The following is an 18328-nucleotide window of genomic DNA, read 5'->3' as shown; positions in this document are numbered from 1 at the left end:
CGGGGGGAGAGGGGATTCTCACCGAGTCACGTCGCCGATCACACGGCCGCGGTGACGACCACTTCGATCAGGATTTCCGGCTTGCCGAGGTCGGCGACGCCGATGGTGGCGCGGGCCGGCAGGTCGTTGCCGTCCAGCCAGGACAGCCACGCCTCGTTCATCTCGTCCTTCAGGCTCATGTCGGTGATGAAGAGCTGGGCGGACAGCAGCTTGGTCTTGTCGCTGCCGGCCAGGGCCAGCACCTGATCGAGCTTGCCGCAGATCTGCGTGACCTGGCCGCCCATCCCGACGCCGACGTCGTCGGCGATGATGCCGCCGAGATAGGCCGTGCCGTTGTTGACGACGACGCGGTGCATGATCCTGGTCTTCTCGATGCGCTTGATCACGGGGAACTGCTCCTTGGCTTTTTGAAAGGAAATGGTCAGCGGCCGGCGACGACGACGATCTCGACCAGGATCGACGGGTCGGCCAACTTGGCCTCCACCGTCGCGCGGGCGGGCGGATTGGATTTGTCGACCCAGGCGTCCCAGGCGGCGTTCATCTCGGGGAAGGTGGCGATGTCGGCGAGATAGACCGTGGCGGTCAGCAGGTTGCTCTTCGACGTGCCGGCCTCGGCCAGCAGGGCGTCGATCTGGCGCAGCACGTCGCGGGTCTGCGCCTCCACTGTGGTGGATCCGTCATCGACGATCTGGCCGGCGAGATAGACGGTGTCCTTGTGGATGACCATGTCGCAGAGGCGCGGGGTCAGGTGGAAGCGCTGGATCGTCACTGTGGGATGCTCCAAAGGGTCAGGCGGCGAAGCGGCCGATGCTGAAAGGGGCGATGGGCAGGTCGGTGGACCCGCCCGTGATCAGGTCGGCGGTGATGCGCCCGACAATAGGGCCAAGCTGGAAGCCGTGCGCGGAGAAACCGAAGGAATGGTAGAGGTCAGGCTCGGTGCCGCTGGGACCGATCACCGGGATCTGGTCCGGCATCCGCGCCTCGATCCCCGCCCAGGAACGGACGATGGTGGCGCCGCGCATGCACGGGAACAGATCCCACACCGTGCGGGCGTTCACCGACACCTGCGAGAAGTCCAGCTCCGTCCGGTTCTCGTCGCGCACCGCCCGGCCGAGCAGCCCGCCGCCGATCAGCACGGTGCCGTTGGGGAACTGCTTGAAGGACAGGGTGCGGCCGGTGGCGCCGACCACCGGCCTGATGAAGGGCGCGACGCGGGCGGTGATCATCAGCATGGGGGCGATGACCTCCAGCGGCACCGGCTCCCCCACCTGGGCGGCGATGCGGTCGGCCCAGGCACCGGCGGCGTTCACCACCACCGGGGCCTCGTGGACGCCGCCATCCGCCGTTTCGACGGTCCACAGGTTATTTTTACGGACCAGCCGTGTCACCGCCCCGCCTTCCTGGAAGCGGGCGCCGAGCGAGATGGCCTTGCGGCGGAAGGCGAAGGTGGTGCGGAAGGGGATCGCCGCCCCGTCGCCGCGCGACACCAGCGCGCCGACGCAGTGATCGGCGATGGCCGGCACCAGCGCGCGCAGCTCGTCCTGCCCGACCACCTCCTCGTGGGTGAAGCCCAGCGCGGTCAGCTCGGCGACGCGGGCGCGCACCGTCTCCAGCTCGGCCTCGGACTCCGCAACCTTGATCTGGCCGTGGCTCTCGAAGCCGCAATCGTCGTCGACCAGTTCGCGGATGCGGTGCCACAGCGCCATCGAGGCGACGGACAGCGGCACCTCGGCGACATGGCGGCCGAGCTGGCGCACGCCGCCCGCATTGACGCCGGAGGCGTGGCGGGCGACATGGTCCTTCTCCAGCACCAGCACGCGGACGCCGCGCATCGACAGGTGCAGCGCCGCGGAGCAGCCGTGCAGGCCGCCGCCGATGACGATCACGTCGGGGCGGAAGGAGGCGGTCGCGGTCATCGGGCGCCTCCGGTCAGTGCTTGAACACGGCGTCGATGTCGGCGGCGGTCTTCGGCAATGCTGCCAGCTCGGCCAGCGTGATCGGCTTCACCGGCGGGCGCAGCCGGTAGTAACCGACCTCCGCCGGGGAGACGCCGCGCTCCGCCGCGATGACCTCGGTCACCGTCGGGCCGCAGAGCCGGCCCTGGCACGGACCCATGCCGCAGCGCAGGAAGCTCTTGGCCTGATTGGGGCCGGAGCAGCCGAGCCGCACCGCCTCGCGCACCGCGCCGGCGGTGATCTCCTCGCAGCGGCAGACGATGGTGTCGTCGGCCGGCACGCGGAAGGCTTCCGCCGGGGTGTAGAGCGTGTCGAGGAAGGCCCGGCCGGTCAGTGCGCGGTCGAGTGCTGTGCGGACCGGAACGGCGGACTGGTCGCGCTGCTCCCGCCCGATGCGGCCGAGCCGGTGCAGGGCGTCGAGCGCCGCCAGGCGGCCGGCCTCCTCCGCCGCGCGGGCGCCGCCGATGCCGGCACCGTCGCCGGCCAGCGACACGCCCTCGACCGAGGTGGCGCCCCAGTCGTCGGTGGTCGGGCGCCAGCAGCGCTGCTGCCCGTCCCAGCGCTGGGCGCAGCCGGTGGCGTTGGCGAGATTCAGGTTGGGGATGACACCCTGGTGCAACAGGAGCGTGTCGGCGGGCAGCCGGTGCTCGGTGCCGTTGCGGGTGTAGACGACGCTCTTCAGCGCGCCGTCACCCTCGGCGCGCAGGGCCGTGACGTTGCCGATGACGGTCAGCTTGCGCCGCACGTCGAGCATCAGCTTCATGCCCTTGCCGAGATAGGGCGAGCGCAGGAAACCGGGCAGCAGCGGCAGGGCGGCGCGCCAGTTCTGCTTCGGCGTGGTGTCGAGGATGGCGTCGATCCGCGCACCGGCTTGCAGGTATTGCCAAGCCAGCAGCCACAGCAGCGGACCGCTGCCCGCCATCACCGTGGCGCCCGACGGCACGAGTCCGGAGGTCTTCAGCAGCACCTGCGCCGCACCGGCGCCCAGCACGCCCGGCAGGGTCCAGCCGGGGATCGGGAAGGGCCGCTCCAGCGCGCCGGTCGCCAGGATGACGTGGCGCACGGTCAGCATCGCCGCCGACCCGTTGCGCGACAGGCCGATCTGGATCGGGCGGTGTCCGTCGCCCGCGTCCTCGCGCGGGCGGGCGACGCTCCACACCGTGGTGCCCGGCCAGTGGACGGCGCCGCTGTCACGCAGCGGACCCAGCAGCTCGGCACCATGCCAATAGTCGGGGCCGAGCACCTTGCGGTCACGCACCGGGGTTTCGGTGACGGCGCGGTAGATCTGGCCGCCGGGTTCCGCCTGCTCGTCGAGCAGGACGACCGAGGCACCCTTGGACGCGGCCAGCGCCGCGGCGGCGAGACCGGCCGGACCGGAGCCGACGACGGCGATGTCGAAATCGAACTTGGGGTTGGGGGCGCTCATCGTTCCACCTCGCGCTTGCCGTTCTGGGTTTCCACCGCCATGCCGGGAGCCACGCGCACCTGACAGCCCTGGCGGTTGCCGGTCCCGTCGATGGTGACGAGGCAGTCGAAGCAGACGCCCATCATGCAGTAGGGACCGCGCGCCGCCCCGCTGACCGGCGTGTTGCGGCAGGCGGTGACGCCGTTCGCCAGCAGGGCGGCGGCGACGCTGTCGCCGGCCCGCGCGCTGGCCGGACGGCCGTCGATAGTGAAGGCAACCGCTTGGGCAGCGGCGTTGGGGGCGGTTTCGATCTCAGGCAGCCTGCGGAACATGGAACCTCCGGGCGCTGAAGGGCGCAAAACGGTCGCCGAGGCCGCCGGCCGCGATCAGCGGCGCCAGCGTCAGCGCATGGTTGGCGGCGAGGGTCACGCCGCTGTGGCAGGTGGCGACGAAGGCGCCGGGCGCCGTCTTCGATTCCTCGTAGATCGGAAAGCCGTCCGGCGTCAGCACGCGCAGCGCCGCCCAGCTCCGCACCACGTTCAGCTTGCCCAGCAGCGGGAAGAAACGGATGGCGCGCGCAGCGATGGCCGACGAGACGCCGGGCTGGAGGGTGGTGTCGAAGCCGGCCTCCTCGAAGCTGTCGCCGATCATCACCCCGCCCTCGTCGGTCTGGCGGACATAGACGGTGGGGTGGTGCAGGAAGGGCGCGGTCTTCTCGGTGACGATGACGTGGCCGCGCTGGGGACGGACGGGGGCCGACAGCCCGACCATCGGCGCCAGCCGGGCGCTGTCATGGCCGGCGGCCAGCACGATCTTACCGGCGCGGACCTCGCCATTGGCTGTGGTCATGCGGAAGCCGCCGTCGCGATGCTCGATGCTCTCCACCCGGTGGTTGGGCCGGTAATCGACGCCCAGCAGGCCGATGCCCTTGTGCAGGGTGCGCAGCAGCCGCAGCGAGTTGCAGTGGCCGTCCAGCGGACAATAGGTGCCGCCGACCACATCCGGCCCGATGAAGGGCAGTTCCTTGCGCAGGGTCTCGCGGTCCATCACCTCGTAGGGGTAACGGATCATGTCGGGCTGGTTGTGCAGCCGCATCATGGTGTTGGCGCGGGCCTGCAAATCCTCTTCCGACAGCATCGGCATGAAGCCGCCGGGACGGCGGTAGGCGACGTCCAGCCCGGTCTGCTGGTACAGCAAATCGGCGAAGCCGCTCCAGTCGTCGGAGGACTGTTTGGTCCAGCCGGCATATTCCGGCATGCCTAGGCCCTTGCCCTGCACCCAGACCAGGGCGAAATTGCCGCGCGACGGGCGCACGGCGATGTCGCCCTCGTCCAGCATGGCGACTTTCTGGCCGGCGCGGGCAAGGCCCCAGGCCAGCGCCGATCCGACCAGCCCGCCGCCGATCACGGCGACGTCGTATTCTCCGCCCCGACTGGGCTGCGTCATCGTCTCCACTCCCGCCGCCGCCGCACCGTTTCCCGTGCGCATCGGCCGCCGCATTTATCGTGTGGCGCGCATCACCCTTGTCCAGCACCCGCATGCGGCGCCGAATACTTGGCAATGCAGCGCATAGCCTTGCGAAAGCGCCGGAAATGCCGGCGTTACACATGGAAGGATTGCGAACTGCAGGGTTTTCTTTGCCAGGGCGCCGCGGGATGCTGTCCGGCGGCGCATGGCCTCTCCTCGATCCTTGCGACAGCATCGGCAGCCAACCTATAACTGTCAAATCAGATCGAAGGGGTGTTTCATGACGGAATGTTATGATTTGGCGGCGGGTGGTCTCCCTCTCCCCCCCGGGGAGAGGGGATTGGTCATGCGGTGCGAAAGGGGGCGGGCGCCATGATCAATCCGCGCCAGATCGAGGCCTTCCGCGCCGTCATGCTGACCGGCGGCATCACCGCGGCGGCCGAGCTGCTGAACATCTCGCAGCCGGCGGTGAGCCGGCTGATCGGCGACCTGCAATATGCGCTGAAGCTGACCCTGTTTGAACGGCGCGGCCCCCGCATCGCGCCGACCAGCGAGGCGATCTCGCTGTATCAGGTGGTCGACCGCGCCTTCGTCGGGCTGGAGCTGATCGAGCAGACGGCGCGCGACCTGACCGCAAGGCGCAGCGGGGCGTTGCGGGTGGCGGCGATGCCGGCGCTGGGCGTGGGGTTCCTGCCGCGCTACGTCGCGCGCTTCCTCAGCGACCGGCCGCGGGTGGACATCGCGCTGCGCGGCAGCACCTCGCCGATCATCCTGGACTGGGTGGCGACCGGCCAGTGCGAGCTTGGATTCGCCCACACCCCCATCGACCATGCCGCGGTGCTGACCGAGAAGATCCACGGGATTCCCGCCGTCGCCATCCTGCCGTCCAGCCATCCGCTGGCCGCCAGGGACGTGCTGGCACCGAAGGACTTCGAGGGGGAGAGCTTCATCTCCACCAGCCCGCCGGCCCTGCTGCGCTCCCGCATCGACACCATCTTCGCCGATCATGACGTGTCGCGGCTGATGCGGGTGGAAACCCAGCTGACGATGAACGCCTGCGCCATGGTGGCGGCCGGCTATGGGGTGTCGATCGTCGATCCCTTCACCGCCCAGGATTATGTCCCGCACGGGCTGGTCGTCCGGCCGTTCGAGCCGCGCATCGGCTTCGACATCGCCATCCTGCGCTCGGCGCAGGTGCCGCTGTCGATGATCGCCGAGGATTTCCTGGCCGGCTTCCTGGAGGAGGCGACCCGCTTCCGCGACAATTTTTTCGACATCGGGGGCACTGGAAATGGCGGCGAACTCGTTCGCGGCACGGAATTATAACATTAGCGGATGAATGATGGCGGGAATTCGATTTGACGGTTATGTGACCACGCCATCACCCTTGATCCATGTCCTGGGCGCGAAGCCTCAAGAAAAACAGCCCGCAGCAGACGGCCGCCAAGGCCAGTTGCGGTAAAAGCGGCGATCCGGAGCGCAATCGAAATGCGGTCCGCAGATCAGGCTCTGATGAATCCGGGACCGTAAACAGGGACATAGGCTCTAGAGGAGAATGACGATGCGCTCCGTGATGTGCGGGTTGATGGCGACGGCGGCCCTGTGGTGCGGCATGGCCGCGGTCCAGACGGCAGAGGCACAGGAAAAGACGCTTTATGTCGCCGCCTATGGCGGCTCCTTCGAGCAGACCATGCGCAAGGACATCATCCCGGCCTTCGAGAAGGCCAACGGGGTGAAGGTCGAATATGTCGCCGGCAACTCCACCGACAACCTCGCCAAGTTGCAGGCCCAGAAGGGCAACCAGCAGATCGACGTCGTCATCCTCGACGACGGCCCGATGTATCAGGCGGTGGCGCTGAACTTCTGCGCCGATCTGGAGAAGGCGCCGGTCTACGACCAGCTCTATGATCTGGCGAGGATGCCGTCGGGCAAGGCGATCAATTTCGGCGCGGTCGGCACCGGCATCCTCTACAACAAGGCGTATTTCGACGAGAACAAGATCCCGGCCCCGACCTCGTGGAAGGATATCGAGGATCCGCGCTTCAAGAAGAAGCTGGCGGTCCCGCCGATCAACAACAGCTACGGCCTGCACGCGCTGGTGATGATGGCCCGGCTGAACGGCGGCGGCGAGACCAACATCGAGCCGGGCTTCAAGGAGTTCAAGGACAAGATCAACCCGAACGTGCTGGCCTATGAGCCTTCACCGGGCAAGATGACCGAGCTGTTCCAGAGCAACCAGGCCGTCATCGCCGTCTGGGGCTCGGGCCGCGCCAAGGCCCTGGCCGACACCGGCTTCCCCGCCACCTTCGTCTATCCCAAGGAAGGCGGCATCGTGCTGGGCTCCGCCGCCTGCCAGGTCGCCGGCAGCAAGAATGCGCCCGAAGCGCAGAAGTTCATCCAGCACATGCTGGGGGTCGAGGCGCAGACGGCGCTGGCCGTCAGCGCCGGCTTCGGCCCGGTGAACAAGACGGTCGAGCTGCCCGCCGAGAAGCAGGCCGGCATCCCCTATGGTCCGGAACAGGTCGGCAAGCTGCTGGTGGTGGACTGGGACACCATCAACAAGAACCGCGAGGTCTGGAACAAGCGCTGGACCCGCGAGATCGAGCGCTGAGGTAAGGGGCTTATCCTCTCCCCCCGCTCGCGCGCAAACTTCGTTTGCGCTGACGCGACAGGCGGACCTCTGGTCCGCCGAAAGCGGGGAGAGGGTTAGGGTGAGGGGGTCGCGCGGCGGGACCTTTGGGAAAGCCACGCAATGCATCCCCCTCACCCCGACCCTCTCCCCGGGGGGGGGAGAGGGGGATATAGGGAAAGGGAGACGACGGCATGGCTTATCTGGTTCTCGACCAACTGACCAAGCGCTTCGGAAACTGGACGGCGGTCGACAACGTCTCGCTGACCGTGGAGAAGGGCGAACTGATTTCACTGCTGGGGCCGTCGGGCTGCGGCAAGACCACCACCTTGCAGATGATCGCCGGCTTCCTCGACGCCGATGGCGGGCGGGTGATGCTGGACGGCCAGGACCTGCTGGCGAAGAAGCCGAACGAGCGCGGGCTCGGCATCGTCTTCCAGAGCTATGCCCTGTTCCCGCACATGACCGCCGCGGAAAACGTCGCTTTCGGGCTGGAGATGCGCAGGATCAATCGTGCCGACCGCGACCGCATGGTCGCCGACGCGCTGAAGCTGGTCGGGCTGGCGCAGTATGGCGACCGCCACCCGCGCCGGATGTCGGGCGGCCAGCAGCAGCGCGTCGCCCTGGCGCGTGCGCTGGTCATCAAGCCGAGCCTGCTGCTGCTGGACGAGCCGCTGTCGAACCTGGACGCCAAGATGCGCGAGGAGATGCAGATCGAACTGCGCCGCATCCAGCGCACCGTCGGCACCACCATGATCCTGGTCACCCACGACCAGTCGGAGGCGATGGCGCTGTCCGACCGCGTGGTGGTGATGAACAAGGGCCGCATCCAGCAGGTCGCCACCCCGCAGGAGGCCTACGACCACCCGGCCAACGCCTTCGTCGCCAACTTCCTGGGGCGCACCAACCTGCTGCCGGGCATGGTCGGCGGCGGTGCGGGCGGAACCGTCATCACGGTGGCGGACAGCGTCTGGCCGGTGGCGCAGCCGATGGCGGCCGGTCCGGGGGCGCTGGCCGTGCGGCCGGAGAAGATCGGTTTCGTCGATGCCGGGGGCCTGAGCGGCACCGTGCTGGCCCGCGTCTTCCAGGGCACGCAATGGCTGTTCGAGATCGAGACCGCCGCCGGGCGGCTGATGGTGATCCGCCAGCATGACGGCTCTCCCCTGCCGGCGGAACGCGAGCGGGTGATGGTCGGCTGGCGGCCTGACGACATGGCGGTGATGCCCGCGGATCCGGATACCGCCTCCGGCGCGCGGGAGGCGGCATGAGCATGGCGGCATCCACCGAAAGCCAAGTGCAGGCGACTGCCGCAAATCCCTCCGCCCACGCACCGCCGCCGCGCCGGCCGCGCCGGCCGCGCCGCTGGCCCTGGACGCCTTATCTGCTGAGCGCGCCGGGGCTGGCCCTGTTCGCGGTGCTGCTGCTGGTGCCGCTGGTCATGACCTTCCTGCTGTCGCTGAACAGCTTCAGCTTCTATGGCGGCATCGAGAATGTCTGGCAGCTCGGCAACTATGCCGACATCATCGCCGACAGCTATTTCCACGAGGTCTTCCTGCGCACCTTCCGCATCGCCGCGGTGGTGACGCTGCTGTGCGCGCTGTTCGGCGCACCGGAGGCCTACATCCTGCGCCGGATGACGTCGCCGTGGCGGGGCCTGTGCCTGCTGATCGTGCTGGGGCCGCTGCTGATCTCGGTGGTGTCGCGCACGCTGGGCTGGGCGCTGCTGTTCGGTTCGACCGGGCTGGTCAACCAGGGGCTGATGGCGCTGGGGCTGATCGCGACGCCCATCGAGTTCATGTACACCGAGACCGGCGTCATCATCGCGCTGACCCATGTGCTGGTGCCCTTCATGGTGCTGTCGGTCTGGGCCTCGCTCCAGCGGCTCGACCCGCAGGTGGAGAATGCGGCGCTGTCGCTGGGCGCCGGGCCGCTGACGGTGATGCGCCGGGTGGTGCTGCCGCAGATCGTGCCGGGCATCCTGTCGGGGTCGATCATCGTCTTCGCGCTGGCGGCCAGCGCCTTCGCCACCCCGGCGATCATCGGCGGGCGGCGGCTGAAGGTGGCGGCGACGCTGGCCTATGACGAGTTCCTGAACACGCTGAACTGGCCCTTGGGCGCCACGGTGGCGGTGCTGCTGCTGATCGCCAACGCCGTCATCATCGTCGGCTGCAACCGGCTGGTCGAACGTCGCTACAAACAGGTGTTCGAATGAACCGCAACGGCCCGCTCGCGCTGATCTTCCACTGCCTGTTCCTGGGCTTCCTGCTGGCGCCGATCCTGATCGTCTGCGCCGTCGCCTTCACCTCGCAGGGCTATCTGTCGCTGCCGACCGAGGGGCTGTCGCTGCGCTGGTTCCGCGCCATCGGCGACAATCCGGAATTCATCCGCGCCTTCAAGGACAGCCTGCTGCTGGGGGCGGTGTCGTCGACGCTGGCGATCCTGGTGGCGGTGCCGGCGGCGCTGGCCATCGCGCGCCACCAGTTCTTCGGGCGCGAGGCGATCCAGGCGCTGTTCCTGTCGCCGCTGATGGTGCCGCACATCGTGCTCGGCATCGCCTTCCTGCGCTTCTTCACCATGATCGGGCTGGGCGGCACCTTCGCCGGGCTGGTGCTGAGCCATGTCATCATCATCCTGCCCTTCGCGCTGCGGCTGATCCTGGCGGCGTCCACCGGCATGGACCGGGCGGTGGAGAACGCCGCCGCGTCGCTGGGCGCGTCGTCCTGGACCTGCTTCCGCCGGGTGACGCTGCCGCTGATCCTGCCGGGTGTCGCCAGCGGCTGGGTGCTGGCCTTCATCAACAGCTTCGACGAGGTGACGATGACCGTCTTCATCGCCTCGCCGGAGACCACCACCCTGCCCGTCCGCCTGTTCCTCTACATCCAGGACAACATCGATCCGCTGGTGGCGGCGGTGTCGGCGGTGCTGATCTTCCTGACCGTGGCGGCCATGCTGGTGCTCGACCGCGTCTATGGGCTGGAACGGCTGCTGGTCGGCAAGGGCCGCGACTGAGGCGGCCGCTTCCACGGGTTTCCTCCCCGGAATTTTCTTCCTGGCCTGCCCCGCACCTCCCCGGTGCGGGGCATTTTTTTGGCCGGGGGAAATTCGTTCACGAAGCAAACCATCAGCTGTCACCATTTTCGGTGTTGACCGCGGAGGGTGGGGAGACGTACTTTTAACTAGCCGGTTAAAACATAGCGACCGCCATACCGGTCGCCCGAGCCTGCCGGCCGGAGGAGACGCATGGAACCCCGCTCTCGCTCGGGCGCAGCGTTGCGCCTGCTCAATTCCGACTGGGTCCGCCCCATCCTGCTGATGGTCATCCTGCTGGTTCTGTGGGATCTGTCGGTCCGGCTGTTCGGCGTCCCGGCCTATCTCGTGCCGAAGCCCGGTGACGTCGTGCTGGCGATGATCGACGAATGGCCGCGCCTGCTGGCCGAATCCGTCCCGACCTTCACGGCGACGCTCGGCGGCTTCGCGCTGTCGGTGCTGTTCGGCATCCCGATCGCGATGCTGATCGCCGGATCGCGCGTGGTCGAGGCCTATGTCTACCCGCTGCTGGTCTTCTCGCAGTCGATCCCCAAGGTCGCCATCGCGCCGCTGTTCGTGGTGTGGTTCGGCTTCGGCCTGATGCCGAAGGTGATCGCCGCCTTCCTGCTGGGCTTCTTCCCGGTCGTGGTGTCGGCGGTGCAGGGCTTCAAGTCGGTCGACGGCGAGATGATGGATCTCGCCCGCTCGATGAAGGCGTCGCGGCTCCAGACCTTCCAGATGGTCAGCCTGCCGCATGCGCTGCCGGCGATCTTCGCCGGGCTGAAGGTCTCGATCACGCTGGCCGTGGTGGGCGCGGTGGTCGGCGAATTCGTCGGCTCCAACTCCGGCATCGGCTTCGTCCTGCAACGCTCCATCGGCAATTTCGAGCTGCCGCTGATGTTCGCGGCGCTGACCGTGCTGGCGCTGATGGGCGTCGTGCTGTTCTGGGTCATCGACGTGGTCGAGCGCTTCGCCATTCCCTGGCACGCCAGCCAGCGCAACAAGGCCGGCTTCGGCGCCTGATCGCACTTTCAAAACTCAATTCACCGACAAGAACCCCGACGCTGCGCAAGGCAGGCCGACGGGGCGATCCACCACCCATGGGAGGACTCAAGGTCGTGATGAAGAAAGCCATCGTCGCAGCACTCTGCGCCTTCGCCGCCTCCACCGCCATCTCCACCTTGCCGGCGCAGGCCGCCGACAAGGTGACGCTGATGCTGAACTGGTACGTCTATGGCGAGCACGCGCCCTTCTATTACGGCAAGGACAAGGGGCTCTACGAGGCCGAGGGCATCGACCTGGAAATCCAGGAGGGACGCGGGTCGGCGGTGACGACGCAGCTGGTCGCCAGCAAGGGCGTCACCTTCGGCTATGTCGACGTGCCGACCATGATCAAGGCCGCCATGAAGGGCGCGCCGGTGACCTCGCCGGGCGTGCTGTTGCAGACCAGCCCGATGTCGGCGATGGGCTTCACCGAGAAGAACATCCGCAAGCCGGAGGACATCAGGAACCGCATCGTCGCCATGACGCCGGGCGACAGCATGTCCCAGATCTGGCCGCTGTTCCTGAAGAAGACCGGCCTGAAGGAGCGTGACTTCGAGGTGGTGTCGGGCGACGCCCAGACCAAGCTGAACGCCGTCATCAACGGGCAGGCCGACCTGCTGCTGGGCTATGTCATGGACCAGAGCATGAAGATCAAGGACGCCACCGGCAAGTCGGTGACGCCGATCCGCTTCGCCGATTACGGCGTCAACATGGTCTCGTCCGGCATCATCGCCAACACCGACACGCTGAAGAGCAACCCCGACCTCGTCCGCCGCTTCATGGCCGCCACCACCAGGGCGGTGGAGGAGGCCGAGAAGGCGCCAAAGGAGGCCGCGGCGGCGATCCTGAAGGCCAACCCGAAGGGCGGCAAGCCGGACACGCTTCAGGAAGGCTTCGAGCTGACCATCCCGCTCTACCGCACCAAGGAGACGGAGAAGCTGCGGCCCTTCCAGGTCACCGACGCCAACATGAAGGAGACGGTGGACCTGCTGGTCGAATATGGCGGGCTCGACGCCTCGGCCAAGGAGAACCCGAAGCGCTTCTACAGCCGCGACTTCCTGCCGCCCGACCCGGCCGCCGCCGCGGTGAACGCAGCGGCGAAGTAAAACACCTTGGACCCCGTACGGAGCGACGAGGAGAGCATGGCACAGCCTCAGTTGAAACTGGTGGGCGAGGCGGCGACGCAGCGCCTGTCCGGCGAGCCGCTGATCCGCATCGACGGCGTGACCAAGACCTACCGCACCCGCGACGGCGAGGTGCCGTCGCTCCGCCCCATCAGCTTCGACGTGCGGCCGGGCGAATTCCTGGTGGTGGTCGGTCCGTCGGGCTGCGGCAAGTCCACCCTGCTGAAGATGCTGGCCGGCCTGCTGCCGGTCAGCAGCGGCAGCATCCGCATCGAAGGCGACACGGTGACGGAGCCGCACGACGACACCGGCATCGTCTTCCAGAGCCCGACACTGCTGGCCTGGAGGTCGGTGCTGCGCAACATCATGCTGCCGGTGGAGATCCGCCGCCTGCCGCGGGAGCGCTATCTGGAGCGCGCCCACAAGCTGGTCGAGATGACCGGGCTGAAGGGGTTCGAGCACAAATATCCCTGGCAGCTGTCGGGCGGCATGCAGCAGCGCGCCGCCCTGTGCCGGGCGCTGGTGCACGACCCGAAGATCCTGCTGATGGACGAGCCGTTCGGCGCGCTCGACGCCATGACGCGCGAGCGGATGAATGTCGAGCTGCAACGCATCCAGCATGAGACCGGCAAGACGGTGATCCTGATCACCCACTCGATCCCCGAGGCGGTGTTCCTGGCCGACCGGGTGATGGTGATGTCGGAGCGTCCCGGCACCATCGCCGCCACCTACGAGGTTCCGCTGCCGCGCCCGCGGACGCTGGACGTCATGGGCGACCCGGTCTTCATCCAGCTGACCCAGACCATCCGCAAGCATTTCGCGGCGCAGGGGCATCTGGACTAAGGCAGCCACGCCGCGGCAGCCACACCGCGATTGCTCCCTACCCTGCCCCTTCCCCGCACCGGGGAAGGGAACGGCCCCGTGCGCCATCTGAAAGACACTCGCCATGTCCGCCCCCCGTCTCCGCATCCGCGCCATCAAGCTGTACGAGCGGCCCGTCCGTTTCGTGAAGCCGTTCCGCTTCGGCGCGGTGACGGTGGAGGCCGCCCCGCAAGCCTTCGTCCGCGCCCTGGTCGCGGTCGAGGGACAGGGGGAGGCCTGGGGGGCGACGGCCGAGATGATGATGCCGAAATGGTTCGACAAGCGCCCGGACCGCAGCCCGGCCCAGACGGTGGACGGATTGCGCCGCTCGCTGATCGAAGCGCGCGACGCCTATCTGTCCGACAACCGGCTCGACACCGCCTTCGGCCATCATGCCGCCTACAGCCCGGTGCTGGAGCCGAAGCTGGCCGCCGCCTTCGGGCCGGCGCAGATCGACAAGGCGGTGCTGGACGGACTGTTTCGGGTGCTGGGGCTGAATGCGTTTCAGGGGCTGGGCGCCAATGTCGGCGGGCTGGATGTGCGGCTGACGCCCGACCTCGCCGGCCTCGATCCGGACGGGTTTCTGCGCGGGCTTTCCCCCCTGGCGGAGGTGGAACTGCGCCACACCGTCGGGCTGCTCGACAAGGCGGAAGACCTGCGCGCCCTGCTGGAGCGTTCGCCGCCGCACTGGTTCAAGATCAAGCTGGGCGGCGACGCTGCCGCCGATGCCGAGCGGCTGGCGGAGCTGGCCGGCGTGCTGGAGCGGAACGCACCGGGCTACCGCGCCACGCTGGACGGCAACGAGCAGTATCGCGACGCCGGCCATGTCGCGGAGCTGCTCGACCGCATCGACGCCTCCCCGGCGCTGGCCGGCTTCCGCAACGCGCTTGCCTATCTGGAACAGCCGATCACACGGGAGGCGGCGCTCGCCCGGCCGCTGGGCGCGGTGGCGGAGCGGGTGCCGGTCATCATCGACGAGTCCGACGACGGATACGACGCCTTCCTTCGCGCCCGCGCGCTCGGCTATCGCGGCGTGTCGTCGAAATCCTGCAAGGGCCTCTACAAGGCGATGCTCAACCGCGCCCGCTGCGCGGCGTGGGGGCCGCCGCACTTCATCTCCGCCGAGGATCTGACCTGCCAGGCCGGTCTGTCGGTGCAGCAGGACACCGCCCTGGTCGCCTTCCTCGGCATCCCGCATGCCGAGCGCAACGGGCACCAGTATGGCGAGGGCTTCAGCAGCACCGCCGAGGCCGACGCCTTCCTCGACGCCCATCCCGGTTTCTACGAACGCCGTGCCGACCGAACGGTCAGGCTCGCCACCGGTTCCGGCCGGCTGGCGACCGCTCCGCTGTCCGGCTCCGGCTTCGCTCATAGCGCCGAGCCCTACTGGGCCGGCCTTTCCCCCCTTTCAAACCCGACATCAGCGCTTTCCTGAAGGAGTCCACCCATGAGCACCAAGCGCCTTGGCCTCATCATGCACGGCGTCACCGGGCGGATGGGCATGAACCAGCACCTGATCCGCTCGATCCTGGCGATCCGCGCCCAGGGCGGCGTCACCCTGTCCGACGGCTCGCGCGTCATGCCCGACCCGATCCTTGTCGGACGCAATCCTGAGAAGATGCAGGAGCTTGCCCGCCGCAACGGCATCGAGCGCTGGAGCGACAACCTCGACGCCGCACTCGACAATCCGGACGACGTGATCTTCTTCGACGCCGGCACCACCCAGATGCGCCCGACGCTGCTGGAGAAGGCGATCCGCGCCGGCAAGCATGTCTATTGCGAGAAGCCGATCGCCACCAACCTGGACGAGGCGCTGCGCGTCGTCCGGCTGGCCGAGGAGGCCGGGGTGAAGAACGGCACGGTGCAGGACAAGCTGTTCCTGCCGGGCCTGGAGAAGCTGCGCATGCTGCGCGACAGCGGCTTCTTCGGCCGCATGCTGTCGGTGCGCGGCGAGTTCGGCTACTGGGTGTTCGAGGGTGACTGGCAGCCGGCGCAGCGGCCGTCGTGGAACTACCGCGAGGAGGATGGCGGCGGCATCATCCTCGACATGATCTGCCACTGGCGCTATGTGCTCGACAATCTGTTCGGCACGGTGAAGAGCATCTCCTGTCTGGGCGCCACCCACATTCCGGAGCGCTGGGACGAGACGGGCAAGCCCTACAAGGCGACCGCCGACGACGCCGCCTATGCGATGTTCGAGCTTGAGGGCGGGGTGATCGCCACCATCAACTCCTCCTGGTGCACGCGGGTCTACCGCGACGATCTGGTGACCTTCCAGGTCGACGGCACCAACGGCTCGGCGGTCGCAGGATTGACCGACTGCGTGATCCAGCCGCGCCAGGGCACGCCGCGCCCGGTGTGGAACCCCGACCAGAAGCAGACCATCGACTTCTACGACACCTGGCAGCCTGTGCCCGACAACGCCGTGTTCGACAACGGCTTCAAGGTGCAGTGGGAGTCCTTCATCCGCCATGTGGTGGAGGATGCGCCCTACAAGCACGGCCTGATCGAAGGCGCCAAGGGCGTCCAGCTGGTGGAATGCGCGCTGCAGAGCTGGCGCGAGCGCCGCTGGGTCGACGTGCCGGCCATCGCGGGGTGAGGCGTCGAGCGGGAGGGGTGCGGATCGCCCCCTCCCCCACCCCTCTCCCCTGACCTACCCAGGAACACCATCCCATGCCGACCATCCGCCTTCCCCGCGCCGACCGCAGCATCGAGAGCTACAGGCTGGCCCCGCCGCGCGGCTTCCCCGCCCGCACCGACCGGCCGCTGACCCGCATCGCCTTCGCCGCCGCCCATATGGTCGCCGACCCGCTCGCCGAAGGCGATCCGTGGCTGGCCCCGGCCATCGACTGGGACCGGAGCATCGCCTTCCGCGAGCATCTGTGGGACCTCGGCCTCGGCGTCGCCGAGGCGATGGACACGGCGCAGCGCGGCATGGGGCTGGACTGGCCGACCTCGCTGGAGCTGATCCGGCGGTCGCAGTCGGCGGCCAGGGCGCGCGGCGGGGTGATCGCCTGCGGCGCCGGCACCGACCATCTGCCGCCGGAAAACGCCCGCAGCGTCGACGACGTCATCCGCGCCTATGAGGAGCAGATCGAGGCCATCGAGGCGCTCGACGGCCGCATCATCCTGATGGCGTCGCGCGCGCTGGCCCGCGTCGCCAGCGGACCGGAGGAGTACGTCCGCGTCTATGGCCGCATCCTGTCGCAGGTGAAACAGCCGGTCATCCTGCACTGGCTGGGCGACATGTTCGATCCGGCGCTGGCGGGATATTGGGGCGCCAAGGATGTCGATGCGGCGATGGACACCGCGCTGTCGATCATCGGCAACTACGCGGCGAAGGTGGATGGCATCAAGATCTCGCTGCTCGACAAGGACAAGGAGATCGCCATGCGCCGCCGCCTTCCGGCGGGCGTGCGGATGTACACCGGCGACGACTTCAATTACGCCGAGCTGATCGCCGGCGACGGGCAGCATCATTCCGACGCGCTGCTCGGCATCTTCGACGCCATCGCCCCGGCCGCAGCCGCGGCGCTGGCCCATCTGGCCGAGGGCGACGAGGCGGGGTTCCACGATATCCTGGCGCCGACCGTGCCGCTGTCGCGCCACATCTTCAAGGCGCCGACCCGCTTCTACAAGACCGGCGTCGTCTTCATGGCCTATCTGAACGGCCATCAGGACCATTTCACCATGGTCGGCGGGCAGGAGAGCACGCGCTCCACCCTGCATCTGGCCGAACTGTTCCGGCTGGCCGACAAGGCCGGGCTGCTGTCCGATCCGGACCGCGCGGCCCAGCGGATGGCGGCGGTGCTGGCGGTGCGGGGGATTTCGTGATGCCCGATTTCAAAAAACGCGACTTTTCCGGAGATCATCGCTGGCTGTCGATCAACACGGCCACGGTGCGCAAGCAGGGCAATCTGATGGAAATCCTCGACGCCTGCGGCCGCCGTGGCATCCGCGCCGTCGCGCCCTGGCGCGATCAGGTGGCGGCGGTCGGGCTCGACGCCGCCGTGCGGGCGGTGCGGGCAGGCGAGCTGGCGCTGTCCGGCTATTGCCGCGGCGGCATGTTCCCGGCCGATCCGGCGAAGGCGGCGGAGGTGCGCGACGACAACCGCCGCGCGGTGGACGAGGCGGCAGCGCTGGGGGCCGCCTGCCTGGTGCTGGTGGTCGGCGGACTGCCGCAATTCTCCCGCCCCGGATCGGCGGCCAGCAAGGACATCGCTCTGGCCCGCTCGCAGGTGGAGGACGGCATCGCCGAACTGCTGGATTATGCCCGCAAGGCGGGGATGCCGCTGGCGATCGAGCCGCTGCACCCGATGTATGCCGCCGACCGCGCCTGCGTGAACACGATGGCCCACGCGCTCGACCTCTGCGACCGGCTGGATCCGGAGCGGACGGGATCGCTGGGGGTGGCGGTCGACGTCTATCATGTCTGGTGGGACCCGGATCTGGAGGCGCAGATCCGCCGCGCCGGCAAGGAACGGCTGCTGGCCTTCCATGTCTGCGACTGGCTGGTGCCGACCAGCGACCTGCTGCTCGACCGCGGCATGATGGGCGACGGCGTCATCGACATCCCGCGCATCCGCGGCTGGGTCGAGGAGTGCGGCTTCGCCGGCTTTTCGGAGGTCGAGATCTTCTCGCAAGGCAACTGGTGGGAAAAGCCGATGGGCGAGGTGCTGGACACCTGCATCGAGCGGCACCGCAGCGTGGTTTGAAACGGGCGTGGTTTGAAATTGCCCTGATTTGAAATTGTTGACGGAGGCTTCTACCATGGGGGGAGAACCACTCCCCTCCCCCGGACCGCAGGAGCCGGCTT

The 18328-nt window shown here is 68.3% G+C and carries 18 protein-coding genes; 12 read left to right on the top strand and 6 right to left on the bottom strand.

The genetic code is table 11. From position 1 onward, the window contains the following. Positions 1-38 precede the first annotated feature (38 nt). Genes E6C72_RS22190 through E6C72_RS22165 form a run of 6 tightly spaced genes read right to left on the bottom strand, consistent with a single transcriptional unit; the run spans position 39 to position 4806 of the window. The gene (locus tag E6C72_RS22190; protein WP_109085223.1) at positions 39-386 is read right to left on the bottom strand and encodes a RidA family protein; all 348 of its coding nucleotides are present in this window, start codon (positions 384-386) and stop codon (positions 39-41) included. 35 nt (positions 387-421) lie between these two features. Continuing rightward, positions 422-769 (bottom strand): RidA family protein, encoded by a 348-nt coding sequence (locus tag E6C72_RS22185; RefSeq protein WP_109085224.1) that lies wholly within the window; start codon positions 767-769, stop codon positions 422-424. A 19-nt stretch (positions 770-788) separates the two neighbouring features. Further along, positions 789-1916 (bottom strand): FAD-binding oxidoreductase, encoded by a 1128-nt coding sequence (locus tag E6C72_RS22180; RefSeq protein WP_109085225.1) that lies wholly within the window; start codon positions 1914-1916, stop codon positions 789-791. Positions 1917-1929: 13 nt separating this feature from the next. Beyond that, on the bottom strand, positions 1930-3381 hold the full coding sequence (locus E6C72_RS22175; protein ID WP_109085226.1) for an NAD(P)/FAD-dependent oxidoreductase: 1452 nt from the start codon (positions 3379-3381) through the stop codon (positions 1930-1932). Beyond that, positions 3378-3692, bottom strand: coding sequence for a (2Fe-2S)-binding protein (locus E6C72_RS22170; protein WP_109085227.1), 315 nt, complete (start codon positions 3690-3692; stop codon positions 3378-3380). The genes E6C72_RS22175 and E6C72_RS22170 overlap by 4 nt, the downstream gene beginning before the upstream one ends. Next, positions 3673-4806: an FAD-binding oxidoreductase gene (locus E6C72_RS22165; RefSeq protein ID WP_109085228.1), complete on the bottom strand. Its 1134-nt coding sequence runs from the start codon at positions 4804-4806 to the stop codon at positions 3673-3675. The genes E6C72_RS22170 and E6C72_RS22165 overlap by 20 nt, the downstream gene beginning before the upstream one ends. A gap of 393 nt (positions 4807-5199) precedes the next feature. On the opposite strand from E6C72_RS22165, the gene E6C72_RS22160 reads away from it, so the two are divergent. The 12 genes from E6C72_RS22160 to E6C72_RS22100 all read left to right on the top strand — a co-directional run bounded on the left by E6C72_RS22160 (position 5200) and on the right by E6C72_RS22100 (position 18227). Continuing rightward, positions 5200-6153 carry a LysR substrate-binding domain-containing protein gene (locus E6C72_RS22160; protein ID WP_109085229.1) on the top strand — a complete coding sequence of 318 codons (954 nt, stop codon included), beginning with the start codon at positions 5200-5202 and terminating at the stop codon, positions 6151-6153. Positions 6154-6388: 235 nt separating this feature from the next. Beyond that, positions 6389-7438, top strand: a complete 1050-nt coding sequence (locus E6C72_RS22155; RefSeq protein ID WP_109085230.1) for an ABC transporter substrate-binding protein — start codon at positions 6389-6391, stop codon at positions 7436-7438. A 212-nt stretch (positions 7439-7650) separates the two neighbouring features. Then, entirely contained in the window at positions 7651-8724 is a 1074-nt protein-coding gene (locus E6C72_RS22145) for an ABC transporter ATP-binding protein (protein ID WP_109085231.1), read from the top strand. 2 nt (positions 8725-8726) lie between these two features. Then, positions 8727-9668: an ABC transporter permease gene (locus E6C72_RS22140; RefSeq protein ID WP_247882170.1), complete on the top strand. Its 942-nt coding sequence runs from the start codon at positions 8727-8729 to the stop codon at positions 9666-9668. Then, on the top strand, positions 9665-10465 hold the full coding sequence (locus E6C72_RS22135) for an ABC transporter permease (protein WP_042692469.1): 801 nt from the start codon (positions 9665-9667) through the stop codon (positions 10463-10465). Before E6C72_RS22140 ends, E6C72_RS22135 begins: the two co-directional genes overlap by 4 nt. A gap of 231 nt (positions 10466-10696) precedes the next feature. Then, positions 10697-11506 carry an ABC transporter permease gene (locus E6C72_RS22130; RefSeq protein WP_109085233.1) on the top strand — a complete coding sequence of 270 codons (810 nt, stop codon included), beginning with the start codon at positions 10697-10699 and terminating at the stop codon, positions 11504-11506. Positions 11507-11604: 98 nt separating this feature from the next. Next, positions 11605-12633 (top strand): ABC transporter substrate-binding protein, encoded by a 1029-nt coding sequence (locus E6C72_RS22125; RefSeq protein ID WP_109085234.1) that lies wholly within the window; start codon positions 11605-11607, stop codon positions 12631-12633. Between the two features lie 36 nt (positions 12634-12669). Further along, complete coding sequence (locus E6C72_RS22120) at positions 12670-13494, top strand: ABC transporter ATP-binding protein (RefSeq protein WP_109085235.1); 825 nt, start codon at positions 12670-12672, stop codon at positions 13492-13494. 103 nt (positions 13495-13597) lie between these two features. Then, positions 13598-14947, top strand: a complete 1350-nt coding sequence (locus E6C72_RS22115) for a hypothetical protein (protein ID WP_109085236.1) — start codon at positions 13598-13600, stop codon at positions 14945-14947. Positions 14948-14959: 12 nt separating this feature from the next. Continuing rightward, positions 14960-16111, top strand: a complete 1152-nt coding sequence (locus E6C72_RS22110) for a Gfo/Idh/MocA family protein (protein ID WP_109085237.1) — start codon at positions 14960-14962, stop codon at positions 16109-16111. A 74-nt stretch (positions 16112-16185) separates the two neighbouring features. Beyond that, positions 16186-17346, top strand: a complete 1161-nt coding sequence (locus tag E6C72_RS22105) for a dihydrodipicolinate synthase family protein (protein ID WP_109085238.1) — start codon at positions 16186-16188, stop codon at positions 17344-17346. Continuing rightward, positions 17346-18227: a sugar phosphate isomerase/epimerase gene (locus E6C72_RS22100; RefSeq protein ID WP_109085239.1), complete on the top strand. Its 882-nt coding sequence runs from the start codon at positions 17346-17348 to the stop codon at positions 18225-18227. The genes E6C72_RS22105 and E6C72_RS22100 overlap by 1 nt, the downstream gene beginning before the upstream one ends. Positions 18228-18328: the final 101 nt, after the last annotated feature.

This window comes from Azospirillum sp. TSH100 (assembly GCF_004923295.1).
In the GTDB taxonomy this organism is placed as follows: Bacteria; Pseudomonadota; Alphaproteobacteria; order Azospirillales; family Azospirillaceae; genus Azospirillum.
Note: the sequence above shows the minus strand (reverse complement) of the source record. Positions and strands in the feature narration are given on the sequence as shown.